The organism is Allobosea sp. 05T422_2 (assembly GCF_056396265.1).
On sequence record NZ_JBFTLD010000003.1, the window covers coordinates 1 to 19379 of the forward strand.

Sequence of the window (19379 nt, forward strand, 5' to 3'; positions counted from 1 at the left end):
ATCCTGGCGACCGAGGCTTTCGGGCTCGCCTTCGCGAACCCGATCGGCCTGGCGGCCGGCTTCGACAAACATGCTGAGGCGGTCGATGGCGCCCTGGGGCTCGGCTTCGGCTTTGTCGAGGTCGGTGGCGTGACGCCGCTGCCGCAGCCCGGTAATCCGCGCCCGCGTGTCTTCCGGTTGCCCGAAGACGAAGCCGTCATCAACCGGTACGGATTGAACAGCGAGGGCATGGAAGCGGTCGCGGCCAGGCTCGCAGCCCGCCGCAAGCGCGGCGGCATCGTTGGCGTCAATCTCGGCGCCAACAAGGACTCCGCCGACCGCGCCGCCGACTACGCCATCCTGGCCAGGCGGCTCGCGCCGCTTGCCGATTTCCTCACGGTCAACGTCTCCTCGCCCAACACGCCCKGCCTGCGGGATCTGCAGGCGGAATCGGCGCTGGACGACCTGATCGCGCGAGCGCTCGCCGCCCGCGACGAGGCCGGACAGGCCACAAGCCGCCGCACGCCCGTTCTGCTCAAGATCGCCCCTGACCTGACGCTGCCTGAACTCGACGGCATCGTGGCCGTGGCTCGCAGGCGTGCGATMGACGGCATGATCGTCTCCAACACCACTGTCGCACGGCCGGACAGCCTGCGGGGAGCCTCTCGCGGCGAAACCGGCGGCCTCTCGGGCCGACCGCTCTTTGCGTCCTCGACCCGCATCCTCGCCGAGACCTATCGGCGCGTCGAGACGCAGTTCCCGCTGGTCGGTGTCGGCGGCGTCGACTCCGCTTCCGCCGCCTTCGCCAAGATCAGGGCCGGCGCCAGCCTGGTGCAGTTCTATTCGGCGATGGTCTTCAAGGGGCCCGCCCTCGTGAGCGAGGTCAAGACGGGGCTGGTGCGTGAGGCCCGCCGTGCCGGGGCGAGCCGGATTGCGGACCTAGTCGGCCGCGATGCCGAGGCGATCGCGCGGGGAGAGGGGCTGTAAGGCGCAGCCAGCGTCTCGGGCCGTGGCGCTCACGCCATGGCCGGCTTGCGCCGCATCCGATGTTCTAGCCTTCTGTGTTTGCATCGGCTTTCCCGAAAGCCGCAATCCACTTTTCGGGCCGATGCTTTAGCGCCGCGAGGCGAACAGGCGAGAGAGCAGCCAGATCGGGACCACGACCAGCGCTCCTGCGAGCACCCATTGGCCGACCTCGCGCACGGCGCCAAAACCGAGATCACCAAGCGACCGCAGGAAGCGCGCCACGGCGTCGAAAAGTCCGCGCGGCGTCAGCCCGAGAAAGGCCATGGCGGCGCCGACGAGCAGTGAAATGAAGATCAGCCGGACAAGAACGCTGAGAAACGAACCGCCCAGGAAGTGATCGAGATTGCCATTGGCCATTGCCGGAATTCCTATCGATAGACGAGACGGGCCATAGAACGGTTGAACCGCGCCTGAATGGCGAACAGCCGCCTCATCGGAACGCTCAGATCGTCGCCGACGCGCCCGCCGTCGCCCATGCCGTTCCCGCGATCTTCGAGGCGGCTATCACGGCCTGCGTACGGCTGTCGACATTGAGCTTGGTCAAGATGGCCGAAACATGGGCCTTCACCGTCGCCTCGGAGACCCCGAGCTCATAGGCGATCTGCTTGTTCAACAGCCCTTCCGAGAGCATCATCAGGACACGGACCTGTTGCGGCGTCAGCGTCGACAGCCGCCGCACCATGTCGGCGATCTCGGCATCGACCGGCGCTGAAAGATCGACCCCCGGCGGAGTCCAGACGTTGCCCTCGAGCACCGCTCGAATGGCCTCGCCCATCTGCTCGACCTCGGCCGTCTTCGGCAGGAAGCCAAGCGCCCCGAACTCGATGCAACGGCGGATCACAGCCGGGTCGTCATTGGCCGAGACGACGATGACCGGGATTTCCGGGTGATCGGCCMGCAGGAACAGCAGGCCGGAAAAACCCTGGACGCCGGGCATCGTCAGATCGAGCATGACGAGATCGGCGTCCCCGTCCTCGGCCAGCGCTTTCGTCAAAGCCTCGAGCGAACCAACCTCGCTCACTTCCGCCCCTTCCAACGCATGCGATACGGCCTGACGCAAGGCGCCGCGAAAGAGCGGGTGGTCATCTGCGATGACGATATGCGTCGGTGTTTGCCGGTTCATGCTGTCATCCCCTCCACAGCCCTGCCTATTCTGCCCCATAGGCGGGCGCAGGCTCAAGCATTTCAAGCCGATAAGACGGTATGAGCGCTGCAAACCGGCACGGAAGCCTGTGAACCAGAATGGCGCTTGCGGCAACGCAACAGAATATTCGCCTTTAGACTCCGGACCGACACTTCAGCCCTGCACCGGCAGGAGCGTCTCCAGCGCCTCGATACGGTCCGCCTCACGCGGCGGCTTATCCCAGCGAATGCGGCTGATCCGGGGAAAGCGCATGGCGAGTCCGGATTTATGCCGGGTCGAACGCTGCAGCCCCTCGAAGGCGACTTCCAGCACCAGTCCCTTGTCGGCTTCATGCGTGACCTCTCGCACCGGGCCGAAGCGGTTCAGCGTGTTGCGGCGCACGAAGCGGTCGAGCTCCAGCAACTCCTCGTCGGTGAAGCCGAAATAKGCCTTGCCGACCGGCACGAGTTCCTCGCCTTCCTCCGTCGTTCGCCAGACGCCGAAGGTGAAATCCGAATAGAAGGACGAACGTTTGCCGTGACCACGCTGGGCGTACATCAGCACGCAATCGACCAGCCGCGCATCCCGCTTCCACTTGTACCAATACCCTTTCGGCCGGCCGGGCAAATAGGGCGAATCAAGGCGCTTGATCATGCAGCCCTCGACGGCTTCGGCATCGACGCCGGCTCCAGAGGCCTCGGGGTCTGCGCGCGCGGCCGCCAGTTCCTCCCAATCGCTGAAGGCGATCGGCGGTGACAGATCCACCACTGCGGAGGACAGCCGCGCGACAAAGGCCACGAGCCGCTTGCCGCGTTCGGCGAGCGGCAAGTCGCGAATGTCCTCCTCGCCATCGACGAGCAGGTCATAGGCCCGGATATGAGCCGGATACTCCGCCAGCATCTTCGCGGTGACGCTCTTGCGGTTCAGCCGTTGCTGAAGCGTGTTGAAGCTCTGGACGGCATTCTCGCGGCGCACCAGCAATTCGCCGTCGAGTGCGCCGTCGAGAACGAGCGCCTCCGTGACATCCGGGAAGGAGGCGCCGATATCCTCGCCGGTCCGTGAATAGAGCCGGGTGATGCGGGCCCCATCGGCGCGCGTGCCGCTGACCGCCTGAACGCGGATTCCGTCCCATTTCCACTCGGCCTGGAACTCCGCCGGAACGAGCTTGTCGAAATCGCCCTCCTCGATCGGGTGCGAGAGCATGGCGGGGCGGAAGGGCGCCGGATCCGTCGCGGCCGGCCGCGGTCCCCTGCCTTCCAGCCAGGCGAAGAGCGGCTCATAGGGCGGCTCCAGCCCGTGCCAGACCTGCTCGATCTCGTCGGGCTCGACACCGCCGAGGCTCGCCGCTGCCGTCTTGGCGAGCCGGGAGGAGACCCCGATACGCAATGCGCCGGTGATGAGCTTGAGCAATGCCCAGCGTCCGGTCTCATCGAGCGCATCGAGCCAAGACGCGATCAGGCGGGGCAAGTCCGTCTTGCCGGAGTTTCGCAGGCCCGAGACGACATCGGGCAGGTGTGGCGCCGCATTCGCACCGTGCCGGGCCGGCCACATCAGGGCTATGGTCTCCGAGAGATCGCCGACATAGTCGTAGGATAGCGCAAACAGCACCGGGTCCGTACGCTCGGCGATCAGCGCCCGGATCAGGCCCGGCTTGGCGTTCTGGAACACCAGGCCGCCGGTCATCGCGGCCAGTGCCAGCCCCCGGTCCGGATCAGGCGTAGTGCGCAGGTAATCCGCGATCAGCGCGAGCTTCGCATTGCGGCGCGGTTCATAGGCAAGCCTGTCGAGCAACCAGGCGAAACGGTTCATCCTGCCCTCCCCCGCAGCAGTTTCAGGCAAACGTCAAGGCTGGCGCCGGGGCCCTGCCTGTCCCGAAATTCCCTCATCAGGCCATTCACCGGCGTTCAGTCTCCATTCATGAACGAAACCTTACCAGCCAAGGGAGCAGTCATGAGGATGTCGGGATGCGCGCCGCGATGCGGTTCTTTGCCGTGAATCTCATTGTGGCCTTGGCATTCGCAACGTTGCAGATCGGCAGCGCTGCAGCCGCGTCCTTTGAATGCCGGGAAACGCCGATGATGCAGGCGGCGATACCGCTCCCTGCCGTCGCAGCCAAGATCAGCCGCGAGCATAAGCTCGACATCCTGGCCATCGGCTCGTCTTCCACGGAAGGGATCGGCGCGTCCTCCAAGGACAAGAGCTACCCCGCCCGTCTGCAGAAGCTGCTTGGTCAGAGCTGGCCCAATGCCGCCATCAGCGTCACCAATGCCGGGATCGGGGGCGAAACCGCCCCGCAGACGATCGCGCGCCTGAAAAGGGCCCTGAGCGAGCGGCGCTATGATCTCGTCATCTGGCAGGTCGGCACCAATGATGCGGTGCAGGGTGGTGATCTCGCCGCCTTCGAGGCCATGGTCTCCGACGGCATCACGGCAGTCCGCCAGGCCGGCTCCGGTCTCGTGATCCTCGACCCGCAGTATTTTCCGACGGTGAAGGATCCCGAACGGTATCGCAGCTTTGTCGAGGCCATCGCAGACACGGCACGCAGCCGCTCGATCMCCGTTCTCTCGCGCTACAACACGATGCGCGACTGGCATCGGCGCGACGCCAATGCGTTCGCCGCGGTGCTCGCCAGTGACGGCTTCCATATGAGCGACACCGGTTACGATTGCCTGGCGCGGGACATGGCCGTCTCGCTGCTCGGCATGACGCTGCCCGGCCGCTCCCACACCGCGCAGGCCGCACAGTAGAGGCGGCTGCCGGCTGCTAGAGCTGCGCGGCATCGGCCGTCTCGCTCACGGTTTCGGCCTCGCCCTCGTCGCCATAGCCGACAAGATGCAGCGGCTTCGCGTTCAGTCCGACCGTCCCGCACCAATGGACCAATGCGTCGGCCTCACCATGGGTGACCCAGATCTCGCCGGCGCCGGTTTCTCTGATCGTTGCCTGAAGATCGCCCCAGTCGGCATGATCTGAAACGATCAGCGGCAATTCCACGCCCCTCTGCCGCGCTCTCGCCCGGATCCGCATCCAGCCAGACGCGAAGGCGGTCACGGGGTCCGGAAATTTCCGCGCCCAGAGATCCTGAATCGAGCTTGGCGGGCAGATGACGATCTCTCCGGCCAGCGCCTTCCGATCGCTCGCCGAAACCAGGCGCGTCTCCCCGACGGGAACTCCTTCCGAAGCGTAGAACTCCGTCAGGGTCTCGAGCGCACCATGGATATAGATGGGCCGCTCGTAGCCGGCCTCGCGGATCAGAGCCATGACACGCTGCGCCTTGCCGAGCGAATAGGCGCCGACGATATGCGTCCGCTCGGGAAAGAGCCTGACCGATTCCAGCAGCTTGGCGATTTCGGCACCGGCCGGCGGATGGCGAAACACCGGCAGGCCGAATGTCGCCTCGGTGATGAAGACATCACAGGAAACCGGTTCGAAACCGGCGCAGGTCGGGTCGCGTTCGCGCTTGTAATCGCCGGAGACGACGATCCGCAGCCCCTTGCTCTCGACCACGATCTGGGCGGAGCCAAGGACATGCCCTGCCGGGACGAAGCGGATATCGACCGGACCGATCGACGTCATCGCGCCCGGCACCGCCTCCTGCCGGCTCTGCGTAAAGCCCTCGCCATAGCGCAAGGCCATGATCGCCAGCGTCTCGCGCGTCGCCAGGACGGCGCCGTGTCCCGCCCGCGCATGGTCGGAATGGCCATGGGTGATCAGCGCCCGCGCCACCGGGCGAACCGGATCGATATGAATGTCAGCCAGCGGGCAATAGAGGCCGGCCGGCGTCGGGATCAACAGCTCCGAAGGGCGCATTGTCTGGTCTGGTGCATGGGCGTGAGATAAAGTCGATCGCTCATGGAAAAAATCCAGCCTCGTTTCTCGACGTCGTCCGGCGATCCCCGACTCGACCGCCGCTATGAATGGGCGGCCGCCGCGCTCTCCGAGGGAGACGCCGCAACAGCCGTCGATCTCCTCGATCAAACGCTCGGGGAGGCGCCGGGTTTCGTCGCGGCCTGGCATCTCTACGGCAAGGCCAAGGCGAAACTTGGCAGCAAGGAGGAGGCCGCGGAAGCATGGCGGCAATGCCTGGTTCTCGATGATGCGGATCATCTCGGCGCCAGGCTCGATCTCGCGCGCATCGGCGCGATTCCGGCGGAACTGGCCGCCTCCGATGCATTCTCCGGCCGTCTCTTCGACGAATACGCCGAACGTTTCGATAGTCACCTCGTAGAATCCCTGTCCTATCATGGTCCAGCCCTGCTGAAGGACGCACTTGCGCGGGCCTGTGCAGCGCAAAACCGCGCCCTGTCCTTCGCCATGACACTCGATCTCGGTTGCGGCACCGGGCTGATGGGCGAAGCGATCAGAGCCGAAACCGAGTTTCTCGCCGGCTGCGATCTCTCGGCCCGGATGATCGAGAAGGCGCGCGCCAAGTCACGCGATGACGGAGGCCCGCTCTATGACAAGCTCGCCGTGGCGGGCCTCGTCGAATTCCTCGCAAGCCGCCGCGATGCGTCGGCCGATCTGGTCATCGCGGCCGATGTCTTCGTCTATCTCGGCGAACTTGCGCCGGCCTTCGCTCAAACGGCGCGGGTTCTGACAGCCACGGGCCTGGTTGCCTTCACCGTGCAGGATCATGACGGCGAGGACGTGATCGTCGGTGAGGATCGTCGTTTCGCCCATGGCGAACGCTGGCTCCGGCGGCAGTTGTCCGAAGCTCGGTTGACGCCGCTCCTGCTGGAGGCCGCAAGCACGCGGAAGGACCGCGGGAAGCCGGTGCCGGGGCTGGTTGTGGTGGCGGCGCGCGCTTAGGCCAACGCAAGGTCTCAGGGTCCCATGGCCCAAAGGGGCGGGATTTCACTCTCGCCCCGCACCGCCTATCTCTATCCCGCATGGATGCCCCCGCCGCCTCCCTCCCGCCAGGATTCGCCGACTGGTTCGCTTATCGCGGCTGGACTGCACGCCCGCATCAGCTTGCATTGCTGGAAGAGGCGCGCGCCGGGCGCTCGACCCTGCTCGTCGCGCCGACCGGCGCCGGCAAGACGCTTGCGGGCTTCCTGCCCTCGCTGGTCGAGCTCAGCGAGGGCAATGGCCGCCGTGACGGCCTGCACACCCTCTACATCTCGCCGCTCAAGGCTCTCGCTGTCGACATCGCCCGCAATCTCGAGACGCCGATCCGGGAGATGGCGCTGCCGGTCACGGTCGAGACCCGCACGGGAGACACCTCCGCCGCCAAGCGCACCCGGCAGATCGCGCGACCGCCGGACATCCTGCTGACCACGCCGGAACAGCTCGCCCTCCTGGTCTCGCACCGGGATGCGAAGCCGTTCTTCGCCAGCCTCAGGCGCGTCGTGCTCGACGAGTTGCACGCGCTCGTCACCTCGAAGCGCGGCGACCTGCTTTCGCTCGACCTGGCGCGGCTGCGCAAACTCGCGCCAAAACTCTCGGCTGTGGGCCTCTCGGCGACGGTGCGCGAGCCGGCCGACCTGCAGCGCTATCTCGGCGGGGTCGGGACTTCGGCCGGGCTGGTCGCCGTCAAGGGCGGGGCAAGCGCGCGGATCGGCATCCTGCAATCCGCCAACCGCCTGCCGATGGCCGGGCACACCACCGGCCATGCCATTCGCGACGTCTACAAGGCGATCGGCGATCACCGCCTGACCTTGGTCTTCGTCAATACGCGCATGCAGGCCGAGTTCATGTTCCAGGGCCTGTGGAACATCAATGACGACAATCTGCCGATCGCGCTGCATCACGGCTCGCTCGACGCCCAGCAGCGCCGCAAGGTCGAGGCGGCGATGGCCGCGGGCAAGCTGAAGGCCGTCGTCTGCACCTCGACGCTGGATCTCGGCATCGACTGGGGCGATGTCGACCTGGTCATCAATATCGGCGCGCCGAAGGGCGCGAGCCGGCTGATGCAGCGCATCGGCCGCTCGAATCACCGCATGGACGAGCCGTCGCAGGCCCTGCTCGTTCCCTCCAATCGCTTCGAACTTCTGGAATGCCGCGCCGCCCTCGACGCTGTCGCTGAAGCCGCTCAGGACACGCCTGAGCCCCGTATCGGCGCGCTCGATGTGCTGGCCCAGCACGTGCTCGGCATCGCCTGTTCCGACGGTTTTGCTCCGGACGCGCTCTACGAGGAGGTGCGCACCGCGTCGCCCTATGCCGGCCTTGCGCGGGTCGATTTCGACGCCGTGGTCAATTTCGTCGCGACCGGCGGCTATGCCCTGCGCAGCTATGAACGCTTCGCCAAGCTCCGGCGGGGCAAGGACGGGCTCTTCCGCGCAAGCAACCCGCGCGTGATCCAGCAATATCGCATGAATGTCGGCACCATCGTCGAATCGACCATGCTCAAGGTCCGGCTTGGCCGGCTGCGCAGCGCAAGGCCCGGCCAGCCCGGCATGCTGAGCCGCGGCGGCCGTATCCTGGGTGAGATCGAGGAGTATTTCGCGGAGACGATGACGAGCGGCGACACCTTTGTCTTCGCAGGCGAGGTGCTCCGCTTCGAGGGTATCACCGAGAACGAGGTCGTCTGCTCGCGCACCAATCCGGGCACCGACCCAAAGATCCCGTCCTATGCCGGGGGCAAATTCCCCCTCTCGACCTTCCTCGCGGCCCGCGTGCGCGCCATGCTCGCCTCGCCGCAGGAATGGGCCAGGCTGCCGGACGAGGTGTCCTCCTGGCTGCATGCGCAAAGGCTGAAGTCGCGCCTGCCCAAACCCGGCGAGTTGCTGGTCGAGACCTTTCCGCGCGGTGGGCGGTTCTATCTTGTCGCGTACCCGTTCGAGGGCCGCCTCGCCCATCAGACGCTCGGCATGCTGCTGACGCGGCKGCTGGAGCGGGCCCGCATGAGACCGCTCGGCTTCGTCTGCAACGATTACGGTATCGCGGTCTGGACGTTGGGCGACATGTCGGCGGCGGTCGCCCGTGGAGCGCTCTCGCTCGACGAACTGTTCGCCCAGGACATGCTCGGCGACGATCTCGAGGCATGGCTCGCCGAATCGGCTCTGATGAAGCGCACCTTTCGCGCCTGCGCCATCATTGGCGGGCTGATCGAACGCCGCTTCCCCGGGCAGGAGAAGAGCGGCCGGCAGGTCACGATGTCGAGCGATCTCGTCTACGACGTGCTGCGCCAGCACGAGCCTGACCACGTGCTGCTGAAAGCCGCATGGGCCGACGCTGCAACAGGCTTGCTCGATATCCAGCGGCTCGCTCAAATGCTGACACGAATCAGCGGCCGGATCGTGCATCAGCCGCTGGACCATGTTTCGCCGCTCAGTGTTTCGGTAATGCTCGAAATCGGACGCGAGGCGGTTCATGGCGAGGCAGCCGACGAGATCCTGGCGGAGGCTGAAGCGATGATGCTCGAAGAGGCGATGGCGTGACGCTGCCCGCAACCAACGAATTTTCAGCCCGTGAGGCGGGAGCACTCATGCTCGGGCGGCTCGCAATCGTCCCCGATCTCTCGGGCGCGCTGTGGCTGCCCGAAGAGCGCACGCTCGTCGTAGCCGATCTGCATCTGGAAAAAGGCTCGGCCTATGCGGCGCGCGGCATCTTCCTGCCGCCCTATGATTCCGCGACGACGCTGGCGACGCTGACGGCCGCGATCCTGCGTCACGCTCCAGCGCGCGTCATCGCGCTTGGCGACAGCTTTCACGACCGCGGCGCGGAGGAGCGGATCAGCAGTGACGATCTGCGCTCCCTGCACCTGCTGCAAAAGGGCCGTGACTGGCTCTGGGTGACCGGCAACCACGACCCCGCGATCAGCCGGACGATGGGCGGCGAAACTGCGGCCTGCCTCGCGATTGCAGACGTCGTGCTGCGCCACGAACCCGATGCGGCTGAGGCCGGCTTCGAGATCGCCGGGCATCTCCACCCGGCGGCCAAGATCAGGATGCGCGGGCGGGCCCTGCGTCGCCGCAGTTTCGCGCTCTCCGGGCGGCGCTGCATCCTCCCGGCCATGGGCGCCTATGCCGGCGGGCTGAACCTTCGCGATGCCGCCTTCCGTCCGCTTTTTCGCGACGGTCTGACGGCGCATATGCTCGGCGACGGCAGGCTCTTCCGGATCGATCGGCAGTTGCTGCTGGCGGACTGATGCGGGGCCATCGTTCCCGGAGAGCGCCAGCGCACCCGGCTCTGAGCTGAAGCAATCTCTCCATTACCAATGGAGTGCTCGACAGCAGCAGGATCGCCGAGAAGGACCGGTTCCGACTTTTTCACATGCTGTTTGCCCGCTACGGGTTGCGTCCGGCGGGGGCTTGTGGCATCAGGACGCCGCTTCGGAACGACGCCGCGCCTGCCATCGCCGATTTCGCGATTGAACGGCGCTTCAAGGCTTACGGTCCTGCTGCGGTAGCTCAGTGGTAGAGCACTCCATTGGTAATGGAGAGGTCGAGAGTTCAATCCTCTCTCGCAGCACCAGCCCAACACGCCTGAAATCACGCAAATCAATGTGAGCATGGGTTACACACCCGCTTGGCGGTACGTGGGCGGCCGGTATGCCTGTTCTCACAGCTCGCCATCGCCGATATCCAAGGACCGGCATCCGTCCCTTGGAAATACCGATCGGACAGCCACCCCATCACAGATCGTCACATTGTGCTGAAACCGAGCCTCACGGACTGATCGCTCCGTCCTCCCATCGCGCTCGCGACCGCTGCTACCGTCAGACAGGCTCTGCGCGTGCCGTCACGGCCCCGCGCATCTTCTCAGTGTAGTCCGTCAAGCTCGGCCAGACCGAGGCGATGACGTCGAGTTCGGCCAGGGACGACATCGTGTCGCCCTGGGCCAATGCAGGACGCAGTCGTGCCTGGGCTGACAGGAGCGCTTGCCCCTCTGGCGTATTGCGCAGGCTTGCCTCGCCCAGCACCRTGAAGATCGGCGTCGCTTCGGTGCGCCCGCGAACGGCGATGCGGTCGAGTTCAAAGACAAAGAAGGCGTCCTCGATCGCGCGCGCGGTCCCGTCTCCGATGACGACCGGCACCGCGTAATCCTTGGTCACGCCCTCCAATCGCGACGCGAGATTCACGGCATCGCCCAGAACAGAGTAGTCGTAACGCCAGCGCGACCCGATATTGCCGACAACGCACATGCCGGTATTGACCCCCACTCCGACGGCAAGCGGCGGCAGACCGGGCTCCTCCATCTGGAGTTCCCCATTCAAGCGCTCGACCGCCTGCGACATTCTTAGCGCGGCGGCGATGGCAGCACTCGCATGGTTCGGATCGGACAGCGGCGCATTCCAGAATGCCATGACGCAATCGCCCATATATTTGTCGATTGTGCCACGGGCCTCCAGGACCTGTTCCGATAGCGCATCGAGAAGGCGGTTGATGATGCTGGTCAGCCGGATCGGGTCATCTTTCAGGCGCTCCGACAGGCTGGTGAAGCCACGCACGTCGCAGAACAGGACGCTGATCTCGCGCCGCTCGCCGCCCAGCTTCAACGAATCGGGATTGCGCGCGAGTTCCTCGACCAGATCGGGCGTGACGTAGCGGGAAAAAGCCTGCGAAACGGCGGCGCGCAGCCGGCGCTCGCGGGCGTAGTCGATGCCAAAGCGTGCGCCGAACCCTATGAAGGCCGCAAGCGTCGGCGTCACCGGCGGCAGCCAGACTCGGCCGTAGCGCAGCAGGAGCCAGCTGCCGGCGGCAATGGCAATGACGCTTGCCGCCGCGATCACGCCCGTGCGCCAGGTGATGGCCGCCGAGCCCGTGCCGCAGCCGATCAGGGAGCAAACCAGGACGACGGCTGCGATCGCGCTGAGTGGTGCGGGTCTGATCCAGAGCCCATGCCTGAGATTATCGAGCAGGGTCGCGTGGATCTCGACGCCCGACGTCAGTGTTCCGGTTTTCGTGGTGTAGGGGGTGGAAAACGCATCGTTCGCACCGGAAGCAGCAGTCGGGGCCGCCTTCAGGTTGAACCCAACCAGCACGACCTTGTCTTTGAGGAGSCCTGGCGGAAGAAAGGCTGCCGGGTCGAGCGCCTGATAATAGGAGACCGTCGGATAGGTGCGTGGTCCGCCGAGATACTGGATCAGGACACGCTCGGGGATAGCGGGCAGGGGTTCGCCAATCTGGCCAAGGAGCGCGGCGGCAAAGCTGCCTTCGATGCGTGGCATTCGCCGCAGGACGCCGTCGCTGTCGAGATCGACGGAGGTCACACCGGTTTCCGCGCCGTTTTCCGTGAACGCCGGCAGGGGCTCGACCAGCGAGACCTGCGTGCCATGGTCCATGGCGATGACTTCGCGATCTGCCGCCAGCACCATGCCGGGTGCGAGCGCAGCGGCAAGAGCGGCATCGGCGGCTTCACCCGACGGTTCCGAGAAGATGATATCGAGGCCAATGACCTTCGCGCCTGCCTGCTTCAGGCTCTGGACCAGGCGGGCGTGAGTTGCGCGCGACCAGGGCCAGCGCTCGGACAATTCGGCGAAGGACGGCTCATCGATTGCGACGATCACGGCCCCGGGCTGATCCGGCTGGGGCGGGGCGATCATGGTCAGGATATCGAAGACCCTGGCCTCGACGATCCTGATGCCGGCGCGGCCATGCAGCGGCACGATGAGAAGCGAAACCAGCGCTGCCAGTAAAATGTTGCGCAGGCGGGGGCGCCCGCGCAATTCGATCTGCAGGGCCCTGTAGCGGTGAAGCAGAGCCGCGGCGACCCGGCCTTGAGCAGGCGCTGCGCGCGCCATCAGAACCGGACCTTGAGCGAGCCGGCAATCGTGCGGCCCGCACCGAGGATCGCTTCGCTGGTGCCGACGCGCGCGGCGACCTGCTCGTAGCGCCTGTCGAAGACGTTGAGCAGGGAGAGTCCCAGCAGAAAGCGCCGATCCGGCGTTTCGTAGCTGGCCGCGAGGTCGGTGGTCCAGAAAGGATCGAGCTTGACGCCGCCGGGACTGTCGTAGCGCTCACCGATATAGTTCTCGATCACCGAGAACTTGATGCGGCTGGGATGGACGAAAGTCAGCCCGGCGCGCGCGAAGCGACGCGGCACGAACGGCACGTCGACTTCCAGGCCGYTCGCGTCGATCGTACTGGAATTGGCCATGCCGATGGTGCCGAAGACGCCGATGCCATGCGTCAGCCAGATATTCGCGGTCGCCGTGACATAGTCGATCCTGGCCTTGTTCAGGTCGAAGCTGTCGAGCGTGTCGGGGAAATCGAGCCGCAGGTTTCGGGCTCGCTGGTTCTGGTACTCGACTGCGGTGAAAATGTTCTGGGTCCATTCGGCGTCCCAGCGCAGCGCCACCGTTTCCTTGTTGCCGCCGAGCTGGACCGGCAGGGCGTTCGGAACCAGCCCCACCGTGGTCACCGGTGACAATGTGAACCCGTTCGGCAACTCGGTGTCGCGCCGCCAGGCCGCGCGCAGCCAATGGTTATCGATCGGGGAGAAACCTATGCCGATGCGCGGATCGGCATAGGTCTTGGACCGCGACGGCCCCATATCGGCGCCGAGCAGCTGGATGCCACCCTCGATCTGGATCTTGTCGGAGGGCTGCCATTGCAGATTGGTATAGGCGCGACCGGCCGTGAAATTGCTGCGGGTGCCGTCAAAGGTGTCGTTGCTTTCCAGGAACGAAATGAGGGGAATGGACAGCGTCGCGCCTTGCGCGATGAAGCTGCGAATGCGTCCGCTCTGGCCTTCGAGGCCGCTGCGCAAGGTGAAATCGCCGAAGCCGAAGGTATGGCTGAGCGCGGCCGTGACTGAATCGACCTTCGTGTCCTTCCGCTCGCGCGTGTCGAGCGACAGGAAGAACGGCCCGAAGGTTGGATCGTCGATGACGGCGGCATTCGTCACAGTCCGACGCTGTGACTGATCAGCCCCGGTCGCGACCACTGCACCGGTCAGCACGTTGCGGTAGCCGAATGTGTGGCTCCAGCCGGCGCCGGCCTGATAGGTCTTCACGGAATTGGTATCAGCGTCGAAGAGGTTGATCGCCGGAGCGATCAGATCCGGCTTGGCTGAGTTCACCGTGCCCCAGAGCAGGAAGCGATCGGCCGCACTGGGCGCGATACCGACGAATGCCGCCGCCGACTGGCCGTCTTCGCCGCCGGCCCGGCCGCGGCGATTGCCCGTGTCGATCCGGTTATAGGACAGGGAAACCGATGTCGGCACCGGCTCGTTGCTGAAGGCCTGGACCATGGCCTCGCTTTGCCAGCCGTTGCGGCCGTTGCGGCGTATGAGAGAGCCGCCGAACTCGATGTCGATGAAGGGCCGGCGCAGCAGATCGATGCGGCCGATACGGCCGGAGACCGCCAGCGGATCGAAGAACAAGCCCTGCAGGATGAGGTTGCCGGCGACATCGGCGGTACCGCCTTCGATCTGGTCGAGCGTCGGGCGGGCGAAGAGCGGCCGGGCGCGGCGCGCTGCCGATTGGTCGAAATAGCTCGTGGCGCTGAACGGATCGGCGACGCGGTCGGTGTAATAGCGCCCCCAATCCTCGAGGCTCAGCAGGCGATAGGCCTGCCCGAGATAGGAACCACCGGTCTTCGTCGTCGCCAGCGCCGCGAAATAGCCCCCACGGTTGCGATAGCGTCTCACAGCCTCGCGCGCATTGATGATGGCGGCATCGGCCTCGAGCTGGTCGACGGCGATGGCAGTCCGGGTGATGGATATGATGGGATCGTTCTTGTCGAGACGGTCGGCATTGTCGAGCGCCTGGCCAGCCACTTCCAGGTCACCAMTCTGATATTGGGCAATGGCGACCGCGAGCAGACTCTGCGCGTCAGCTGGATTGGCGGCGCTTCCGGCGAGCGTGAACTCCAGCGCCTTCGCCATGTCGCCCTTCTGCAGGTAGTAGCGCCCCTTGGCGGTGTAGGCGGCATCGAGCGAGGGATCGAGCGCCAGTGCCTTCTCGATCAGCCTTCCGGCTTCATCGACGCGGCTCTGGTCGAGCAAGAGAGTGGCGAGATTCGCATAGGCAACAGGATCATCGGGATCGACCGCGATAGCCCGCCGGAAGGCACGCTCGGCCTCAAGCGGCGCATCGCGGGCGCTCTCGGCGAGGCCAAGGCCGTTCCAAAGCGTGGCCTCRCCGGGAGCGACCTCCGTGCCGCGCGTGAAATCGGCAACGGCCCCATCGAGATCGCTGTCGATGCTGCTCTTGAGGTAACCGGAGGCCAGCAGCGTCTCGGGGCTGTCGGGATCGATGGTGCGCATGCGCTCGACGGTGGCCCGCATCTCGTCGCGTCGGTTCAGGAGCAACGAGACCTGCGCCGACACCATCGAGGAGAGCAGGTGGCGGGGCGCCGCCTTCTCCGTCTGACGCAGCACGTTTGCCGCCTCTTCCAGGCCTTTGCCGAAGCCCATGACATAGGCGGCACAGACATTCTGGTCCGCTCCACCGACGCGTGGCATTGGCAGCACGCGCTTGGGTTCGGCCATCGTGGCGGCGGCGTAATAACCGCATCGCGCCGTCAGTTGCTGGCGCCCCGTCGTGCCACGTGCCGCCCGCGCGAACAGCGCGGCTGCTTCCTTGTAGCGCTTGGCCGAACCCGCGAGCATCGCCTCGACGAGATCGAGGCGGGCGCTCTGGCTGGAACGGTTCGCCTGCGTCTCGCCCGTACCGCGCCGCGCCGCAGTCCAGTCCTCGTCCGGGCCCGGGATGAAAGCCGGACGCTGGCCGAGGCGCCGGCGCGCCTCCGCCACCGCCTGCAGCACGATCTCGCGCGGATCATGACCCATGCCATTTTCCGCAATCGCGACCCAATCCTCAGTCGTGCGCGCCGGGATCGGGATGGCGGCGAGCCGCGCGCGCTCGCTGCGCCGTGCCGCACCGTCGAGGCGGGTCGCCGGCAGGCCACGGAACAGGCCGCGCAGCTCCATGTAGAACAGCATCTGCTCGCGATCGTCGGACCTGACCAGAACGGTCTTGGTCGGACGTTCTCCGATACGCGCCGTTGCGCCTTCGCCTTGCTGGACCGTGACCGAGCCCTGGGGGTTGCTGAACTCGACTGTGCCTTCCAGCACGACCAGCGACGTGCGGTCGCCCTGGACCGACAGCGACCAGTCGGTGCCGCGGATCGCGGCCGAGGCGGCCGGCGTCTTCACGGTCACGCCAGTACCGCCGCGCGAGGCACGAGCCCAGACATTGCCATTCGGCACTGTCAATTCGGTCGTGCCCGTCGCCGCTGCGACCTGGTTGACGACGAGCGTCGACTGGCGCCCGACGCGGATCGTCGTCTGGTCCTGAAAGGTGATGCCGAGCGTCCCGATCTCACCGGTACGCAGCGTATCGCCACCAACCACGTCCTGGCGCACGACGGCCGGGTGCCAGCGCGGCTCTCGCTGCAGCTGGAGTTCCTCGCCCCCCTTTGCGGAGACGATGGCGCCGGCGCGAGGCGTCGATCGCGGTACAGGCTCCTGGGCCGATCCCGCCGTCGACGTTGCGGCCACAACCATGAGGCCGGCAAATCCCCGGCGAACGACGCGGCGGAACATGGTGAAGCCCCCGGAGCAATCCAAAACCGTCTAACTAGCTTTTGCTGGTTACAGGTACTAGGGGATGACCTACCGTCCGGCTGTGCCTTTTAGGCAACATGCCGGAGAAGATTTCCAAGCTCCGATTAAAGTGACTTGGCCAAAGATATGGCCCATGTCCACGGGACGGCAGTCAACAAGAGTGCAATCAGCCCCCGCTTGAGGCAGCGAAACTTCGAACGCAGTATCCGGGCGTTGACGTAACACTGGTTCAACACGTCATCGAGGTATTCTTCTTCCGTCATCTTGACGAAGCGAGAACGAAACTCGTCCTGCGGGAGGCCTGCGACAGTACCGAAAAAGGAGAGCGATGGTTTTCCAGCCCGCAGGCGAGGAATCTGCCCGCGCATCAACTGGTACAGAACCGTCGCGAACCCGCCCGCCGCAACGGCCAGGGCAAACATAAAAATGCCGTTCCATTGCTTTACGGCAGGCGTTGCAGCCGAGAGCGCGCCCATCATAGCAACTGTGATGCCCATCAGCCCGGCGCTGCGGCTATCATGCCGCCCGATCCAGTCGATCATCTGCGAAAGCGACTTCTCGGCCCGCTCMCTGACCCAGTCCTCAGCCATTTTCTGCCCTCGCCCCCACCAAGTCCCTTTGCGTCAATCCACAATCACGCGCAAGTACTCTCAGTATCGACCCGACGTGCGAGAGAGATCGGCATCGTTGCTCATTCCATCGCGGCATCAGGCGCCAGGACGTCTTCGGTTGGAATACAGCTTCAGCTGGCTTCGAACTTCCGGGCTCGAAACGCGCGCATTTTCGCGCGGTTGCCGCAAACCTCCATCTCGCACCAGCGTCGCCGCCGATTCTTGGTCGTGTCGAACATGAGCCAGCCGCAATGGTCTCCCTCGCAGCGCTTGACCCGCGCGAGATCTTGCTGGGTCATCACGGTGAGAGCCGAGAGCGCAATCGGCCCGAGCACCGCCTCCACGAGGGCCGTGTAGGGGTCCCATGTCCAGGCGAATCCACCGCCTGAGGTCGAGAGCCGCGCCCGGCTCAGGCAATGGGCATGAACCGCCGTCAACGCCGCGCGATCCTCCTCCCGCGGCGTATCGCGCCGGGCCAATGCCGCGCCGATCTCGTAGACGGTTTCCCGAAGCGCATGGGCCTCGCTCAGCAGCCGGGAAGCGAGAACCTCGTCGGCAGCGACCATTGCCAGGGCCGCATCCCTGTCCGTGTCACTAAGCAGTTTTGCGAGATGCGCCCAGAGGACGATATCGGCCCCGTTATGCAGATACTCGGCATGCTGCGTCCCTCCCCGATCCGCGACAGAATTGACAAAATCGAAGGCGAGCTCGCTGGCGATAAGCGGCAAACTCACAGCGCGGCTGGGGGGCGGCAGGTCGTTGGCATCCATGTAACCGCCTATACCCGTTTAAAAGGTTCTATCAAGCGCTTTCCTCGCGCTCCCTCCCGTAGCGGAGAGCCAGCGGGACACTTGCCCTCGGGGATGCCTCTGACCATGTTGCTGGCCCTCCCGCAGACCGGACGCGGCATCTTGCAGGTACGCTGCGACAGCAGTGCGATTTCAGCAAGGAGGCGCCGCGGCCACCCTTTCGAGCCGTTCGAAACACAGTTCGAGTTCGGCATCGGTCACGGTCATGGGCAGAGAAAAGCCGATGCTGGCCGGCCCTTTGGACGTCGTCGAAAGGCCGAACTCGAAACAGCGCGACACGAGCCTGGCCGCGAATGCCGGGCCGGGATTCATGCCGAAAGCGGCGGGGTCGAACTCGATGGCGAGCAGCAATCCGCACCCTCGTACGCCGAGAATGGCGGGGGCCTCGCTTGCGAGAGCGGCGATGCGCGACCTGATGCGCCGTTCAAGCTCGGCAGCGCGCCGCACCAACCCGTCACGCTCGACGATATCGATCATGGTCAGGGCGGCTCGCGTGGTGAGCGGGTTCTTCTCATGCGTGTAGTGACCGAGATCGAGCTCGGGGGCGATGTCCAGCCGCGCGTCGGCGATGACGGCGGCGATCGGCAGGAGCCCACCACCCAGCGCCTTACCGAGCACCACCGCGTCGGGTATGGCGCCGACATGTTCAAAGGCGAAGAAGCGGCCGGTCTTGCCGAGGCCTGATGGAATCTCGTCGAAGATCAGCAGTGCGCCGTGCCGGTTGCAGAGATCGCGCACTTCGGCCCAGAGCCCGTCCGGCGGGACATGGCAGTTGGAACGGATCGGCTCAGCGACAACGGCCGCGATGCCGGTCTCGGACCTCCCAAGAGCTTCGCGCATCTCCGCGAGCATGCGCTGCGCGCCGTCCGGCGCCCAATAGGGCGTCACGTGCCGACGCCCCGGCAGGAAGGGGCCGAGGCGCGGGTCCGCTGCGGCTTTCGACAGGCCAAAAGCGCCGAAGCCGTGCCCGTGATAGGAGCCTTCCAGCGAGATCGTCTCGTGGCGGCCCGTCGTCACGCGCGCCAGCTTCAGGGCGATCTCCATGGCGTCCGAACCGCCGGTCGCGAAGAGAACCTTGGCCCGCGCACCGGGCCAGTACGCCAGCAGCTTCTCGGCCAGCCCAACTGCGGGTTCGTTGGTGAAGCGGCGCGGCGCGAAGGGCAGCGTATCGAGCTGACGCTTCAACGCCGCGATCACCTCGGGGTGACCATGCCCGATATGGTGGACGGTGTTGCCGTGCAGGTCGATGAAGCGGCGCCCCTCGCTATCCTCGAGCCAGATGCCCTCCGCGGCCCGCAGTGCCGACAAACAGGGGCTCGATCCCTTCTGGTGGAAGAAGGCAGTTGCGTCGCGCGATACGAGATTGTCTTCCATGGCCAT

At 65.6% G+C, this 19379-nt stretch carries 14 protein-coding genes and 1 tRNA gene; 6 read left to right on the top strand and 9 right to left on the bottom strand.

Going from position 1 to position 19379, the window contains the following annotated elements; all coding sequences use genetic code 11:
- On the top strand, positions 1-966 hold a 966-nt coding region (locus AC1DJT_RS01005), incomplete at its 5' end, for a quinone-dependent dihydroorotate dehydrogenase (RefSeq protein WP_476833353.1).
- A 126-nt stretch (positions 967-1092) separates the two neighbouring features.
- On the opposite strand, the gene AC1DJT_RS01010 is transcribed toward AC1DJT_RS01005, so the two are convergent.
- The 3 genes from AC1DJT_RS01010 to AC1DJT_RS01020 form a co-directional block, all read right to left on the bottom strand.
- Positions 1093-1362: a DUF6460 domain-containing protein gene (locus tag AC1DJT_RS01010; RefSeq protein ID WP_069877667.1), complete on the bottom strand. Its 270-nt coding sequence runs from the start codon at positions 1360-1362 to the stop codon at positions 1093-1095.
- Between the two features lie 85 nt (positions 1363-1447).
- Positions 1448-2128: a response regulator gene (locus tag AC1DJT_RS01015; RefSeq protein WP_476833354.1), complete on the bottom strand. Its 681-nt coding sequence runs from the start codon at positions 2126-2128 to the stop codon at positions 1448-1450.
- A 174-nt stretch (positions 2129-2302) separates the two neighbouring features.
- On the bottom strand, positions 2303-3937 hold the full coding sequence (locus AC1DJT_RS01020; RefSeq protein WP_441506024.1) for a cisplatin damage response ATP-dependent DNA ligase: 1635 nt from the start codon (positions 3935-3937) through the stop codon (positions 2303-2305).
- Positions 3938-4092: 155 nt separating this feature from the next.
- On the opposite strand from AC1DJT_RS01020, the gene AC1DJT_RS01025 reads away from it, so the two are divergent.
- Positions 4093-4875, top strand: a complete 783-nt coding sequence (locus AC1DJT_RS01025; RefSeq protein WP_476833355.1) for an SGNH/GDSL hydrolase family protein — start codon at positions 4093-4095, stop codon at positions 4873-4875.
- Positions 4876-4891: 16 nt separating this feature from the next.
- On the opposite strand, the gene AC1DJT_RS01030 is transcribed toward AC1DJT_RS01025, so the two are convergent.
- Complete coding sequence (locus tag AC1DJT_RS01030) at positions 4892-5935, bottom strand: ligase-associated DNA damage response exonuclease (protein WP_441490146.1); 1044 nt, start codon at positions 5933-5935, stop codon at positions 4892-4894.
- A gap of 42 nt (positions 5936-5977) precedes the next feature.
- Between AC1DJT_RS01030 and AC1DJT_RS01035 the strand changes: the two genes are divergently transcribed.
- The 4 genes from AC1DJT_RS01035 to AC1DJT_RS01050 all read left to right on the top strand — a co-directional run bounded on the left by AC1DJT_RS01035 (position 5978) and on the right by AC1DJT_RS01050 (position 10540).
- Positions 5978-6934 carry a class I SAM-dependent DNA methyltransferase gene (locus tag AC1DJT_RS01035; protein WP_441490147.1) on the top strand — a complete coding sequence of 319 codons (957 nt, stop codon included), beginning with the start codon at positions 5978-5980 and terminating at the stop codon, positions 6932-6934.
- Between the two features lie 80 nt (positions 6935-7014).
- Positions 7015-9504, top strand: coding sequence for a ligase-associated DNA damage response DEXH box helicase (locus tag AC1DJT_RS01040; RefSeq protein WP_476833356.1), 2490 nt, complete (start codon positions 7015-7017; stop codon positions 9502-9504).
- A gap of 47 nt (positions 9505-9551) precedes the next feature.
- Positions 9552-10214 carry a ligase-associated DNA damage response endonuclease PdeM gene (pdeM, locus tag AC1DJT_RS01045; protein ID WP_441506134.1) on the top strand — a complete coding sequence of 221 codons (663 nt, stop codon included), beginning with the start codon at positions 9552-9554 and terminating at the stop codon, positions 10212-10214.
- A gap of 251 nt (positions 10215-10465) precedes the next feature.
- Positions 10466-10540: transfer RNA gene (locus AC1DJT_RS01050), tRNA-Thr, on the top strand.
- Positions 10541-10784: 244 nt separating this feature from the next.
- On the opposite strand, the gene AC1DJT_RS01055 is transcribed toward AC1DJT_RS01050, so the two are convergent.
- The 5 genes from AC1DJT_RS01055 to AC1DJT_RS01075 form a co-directional block, all read right to left on the bottom strand.
- A complete protein-coding gene (locus AC1DJT_RS01055) occupies positions 10785-12809 on the bottom strand; it encodes a CHASE2 domain-containing protein (RefSeq protein ID WP_476833357.1) in 2025 nt (674 codons plus the stop codon).
- Complete coding sequence (locus AC1DJT_RS01060) at positions 12809-16558, bottom strand: FecR domain-containing protein (RefSeq protein WP_476833358.1); 3750 nt, start codon at positions 16556-16558, stop codon at positions 12809-12811. Before AC1DJT_RS01060 ends, AC1DJT_RS01055 begins: the two co-directional genes overlap by 1 nt.
- A gap of 125 nt (positions 16559-16683) precedes the next feature.
- Positions 16684-17169 carry a Pycsar system effector family protein gene (locus AC1DJT_RS01065; RefSeq protein ID WP_476833359.1) on the bottom strand — a complete coding sequence of 162 codons (486 nt, stop codon included), beginning with the start codon at positions 17167-17169 and terminating at the stop codon, positions 16684-16686.
- 152 nt (positions 17170-17321) lie between these two features.
- Positions 17322-17960: a CGNR zinc finger domain-containing protein gene (locus AC1DJT_RS01070; RefSeq protein ID WP_441490151.1), complete on the bottom strand. Its 639-nt coding sequence runs from the start codon at positions 17958-17960 to the stop codon at positions 17322-17324.
- A gap of 171 nt (positions 17961-18131) precedes the next feature.
- On the bottom strand, positions 18132-19379 hold the full coding sequence (locus AC1DJT_RS01075) for an aminotransferase class III-fold pyridoxal phosphate-dependent enzyme (RefSeq protein ID WP_441507231.1): 1248 nt from the start codon (positions 19377-19379) through the stop codon (positions 18132-18134).

Excerpts from the sequence above, each read along its gene's own strand:
- AC1DJT_RS01070 (WP_441490151.1), bottom strand. The coding sequence starts at position 17,960 with ATGGATGCCAACGACCTGCCGCCCCCCAGCCGCGCTGTGAGTTTGCCG.
- AC1DJT_RS01010 (WP_069877667.1), bottom strand. The coding sequence starts at position 1,362 with ATGGCCAATGGCAATCTCGATCACTTCCTGGGCGGTTCGTTTCTCAGC.
- AC1DJT_RS01075 (WP_441507231.1), bottom strand. The coding sequence starts at position 19,379 with ATGGCCATGGAAGACAATCTCGTATCGCGCGACGCAACTGCCTTCTTC.
- AC1DJT_RS01030 (WP_441490146.1), bottom strand. The coding sequence starts at position 5,935 with ATGCGCCCTTCGGAGCTGTTGATCCCGACGCCGGCCGGCCTCTATTGC.
- pdeM (WP_441506134.1), top strand. The coding sequence starts at position 9,552 with ATGCTCGGGCGGCTCGCAATCGTCCCCGATCTCTCGGGCGCGCTGTGG.
- AC1DJT_RS01035 (WP_441490147.1), top strand. The coding sequence starts at position 5,978 with ATGGAAAAAATCCAGCCTCGTTTCTCGACGTCGTCCGGCGATCCCCGA.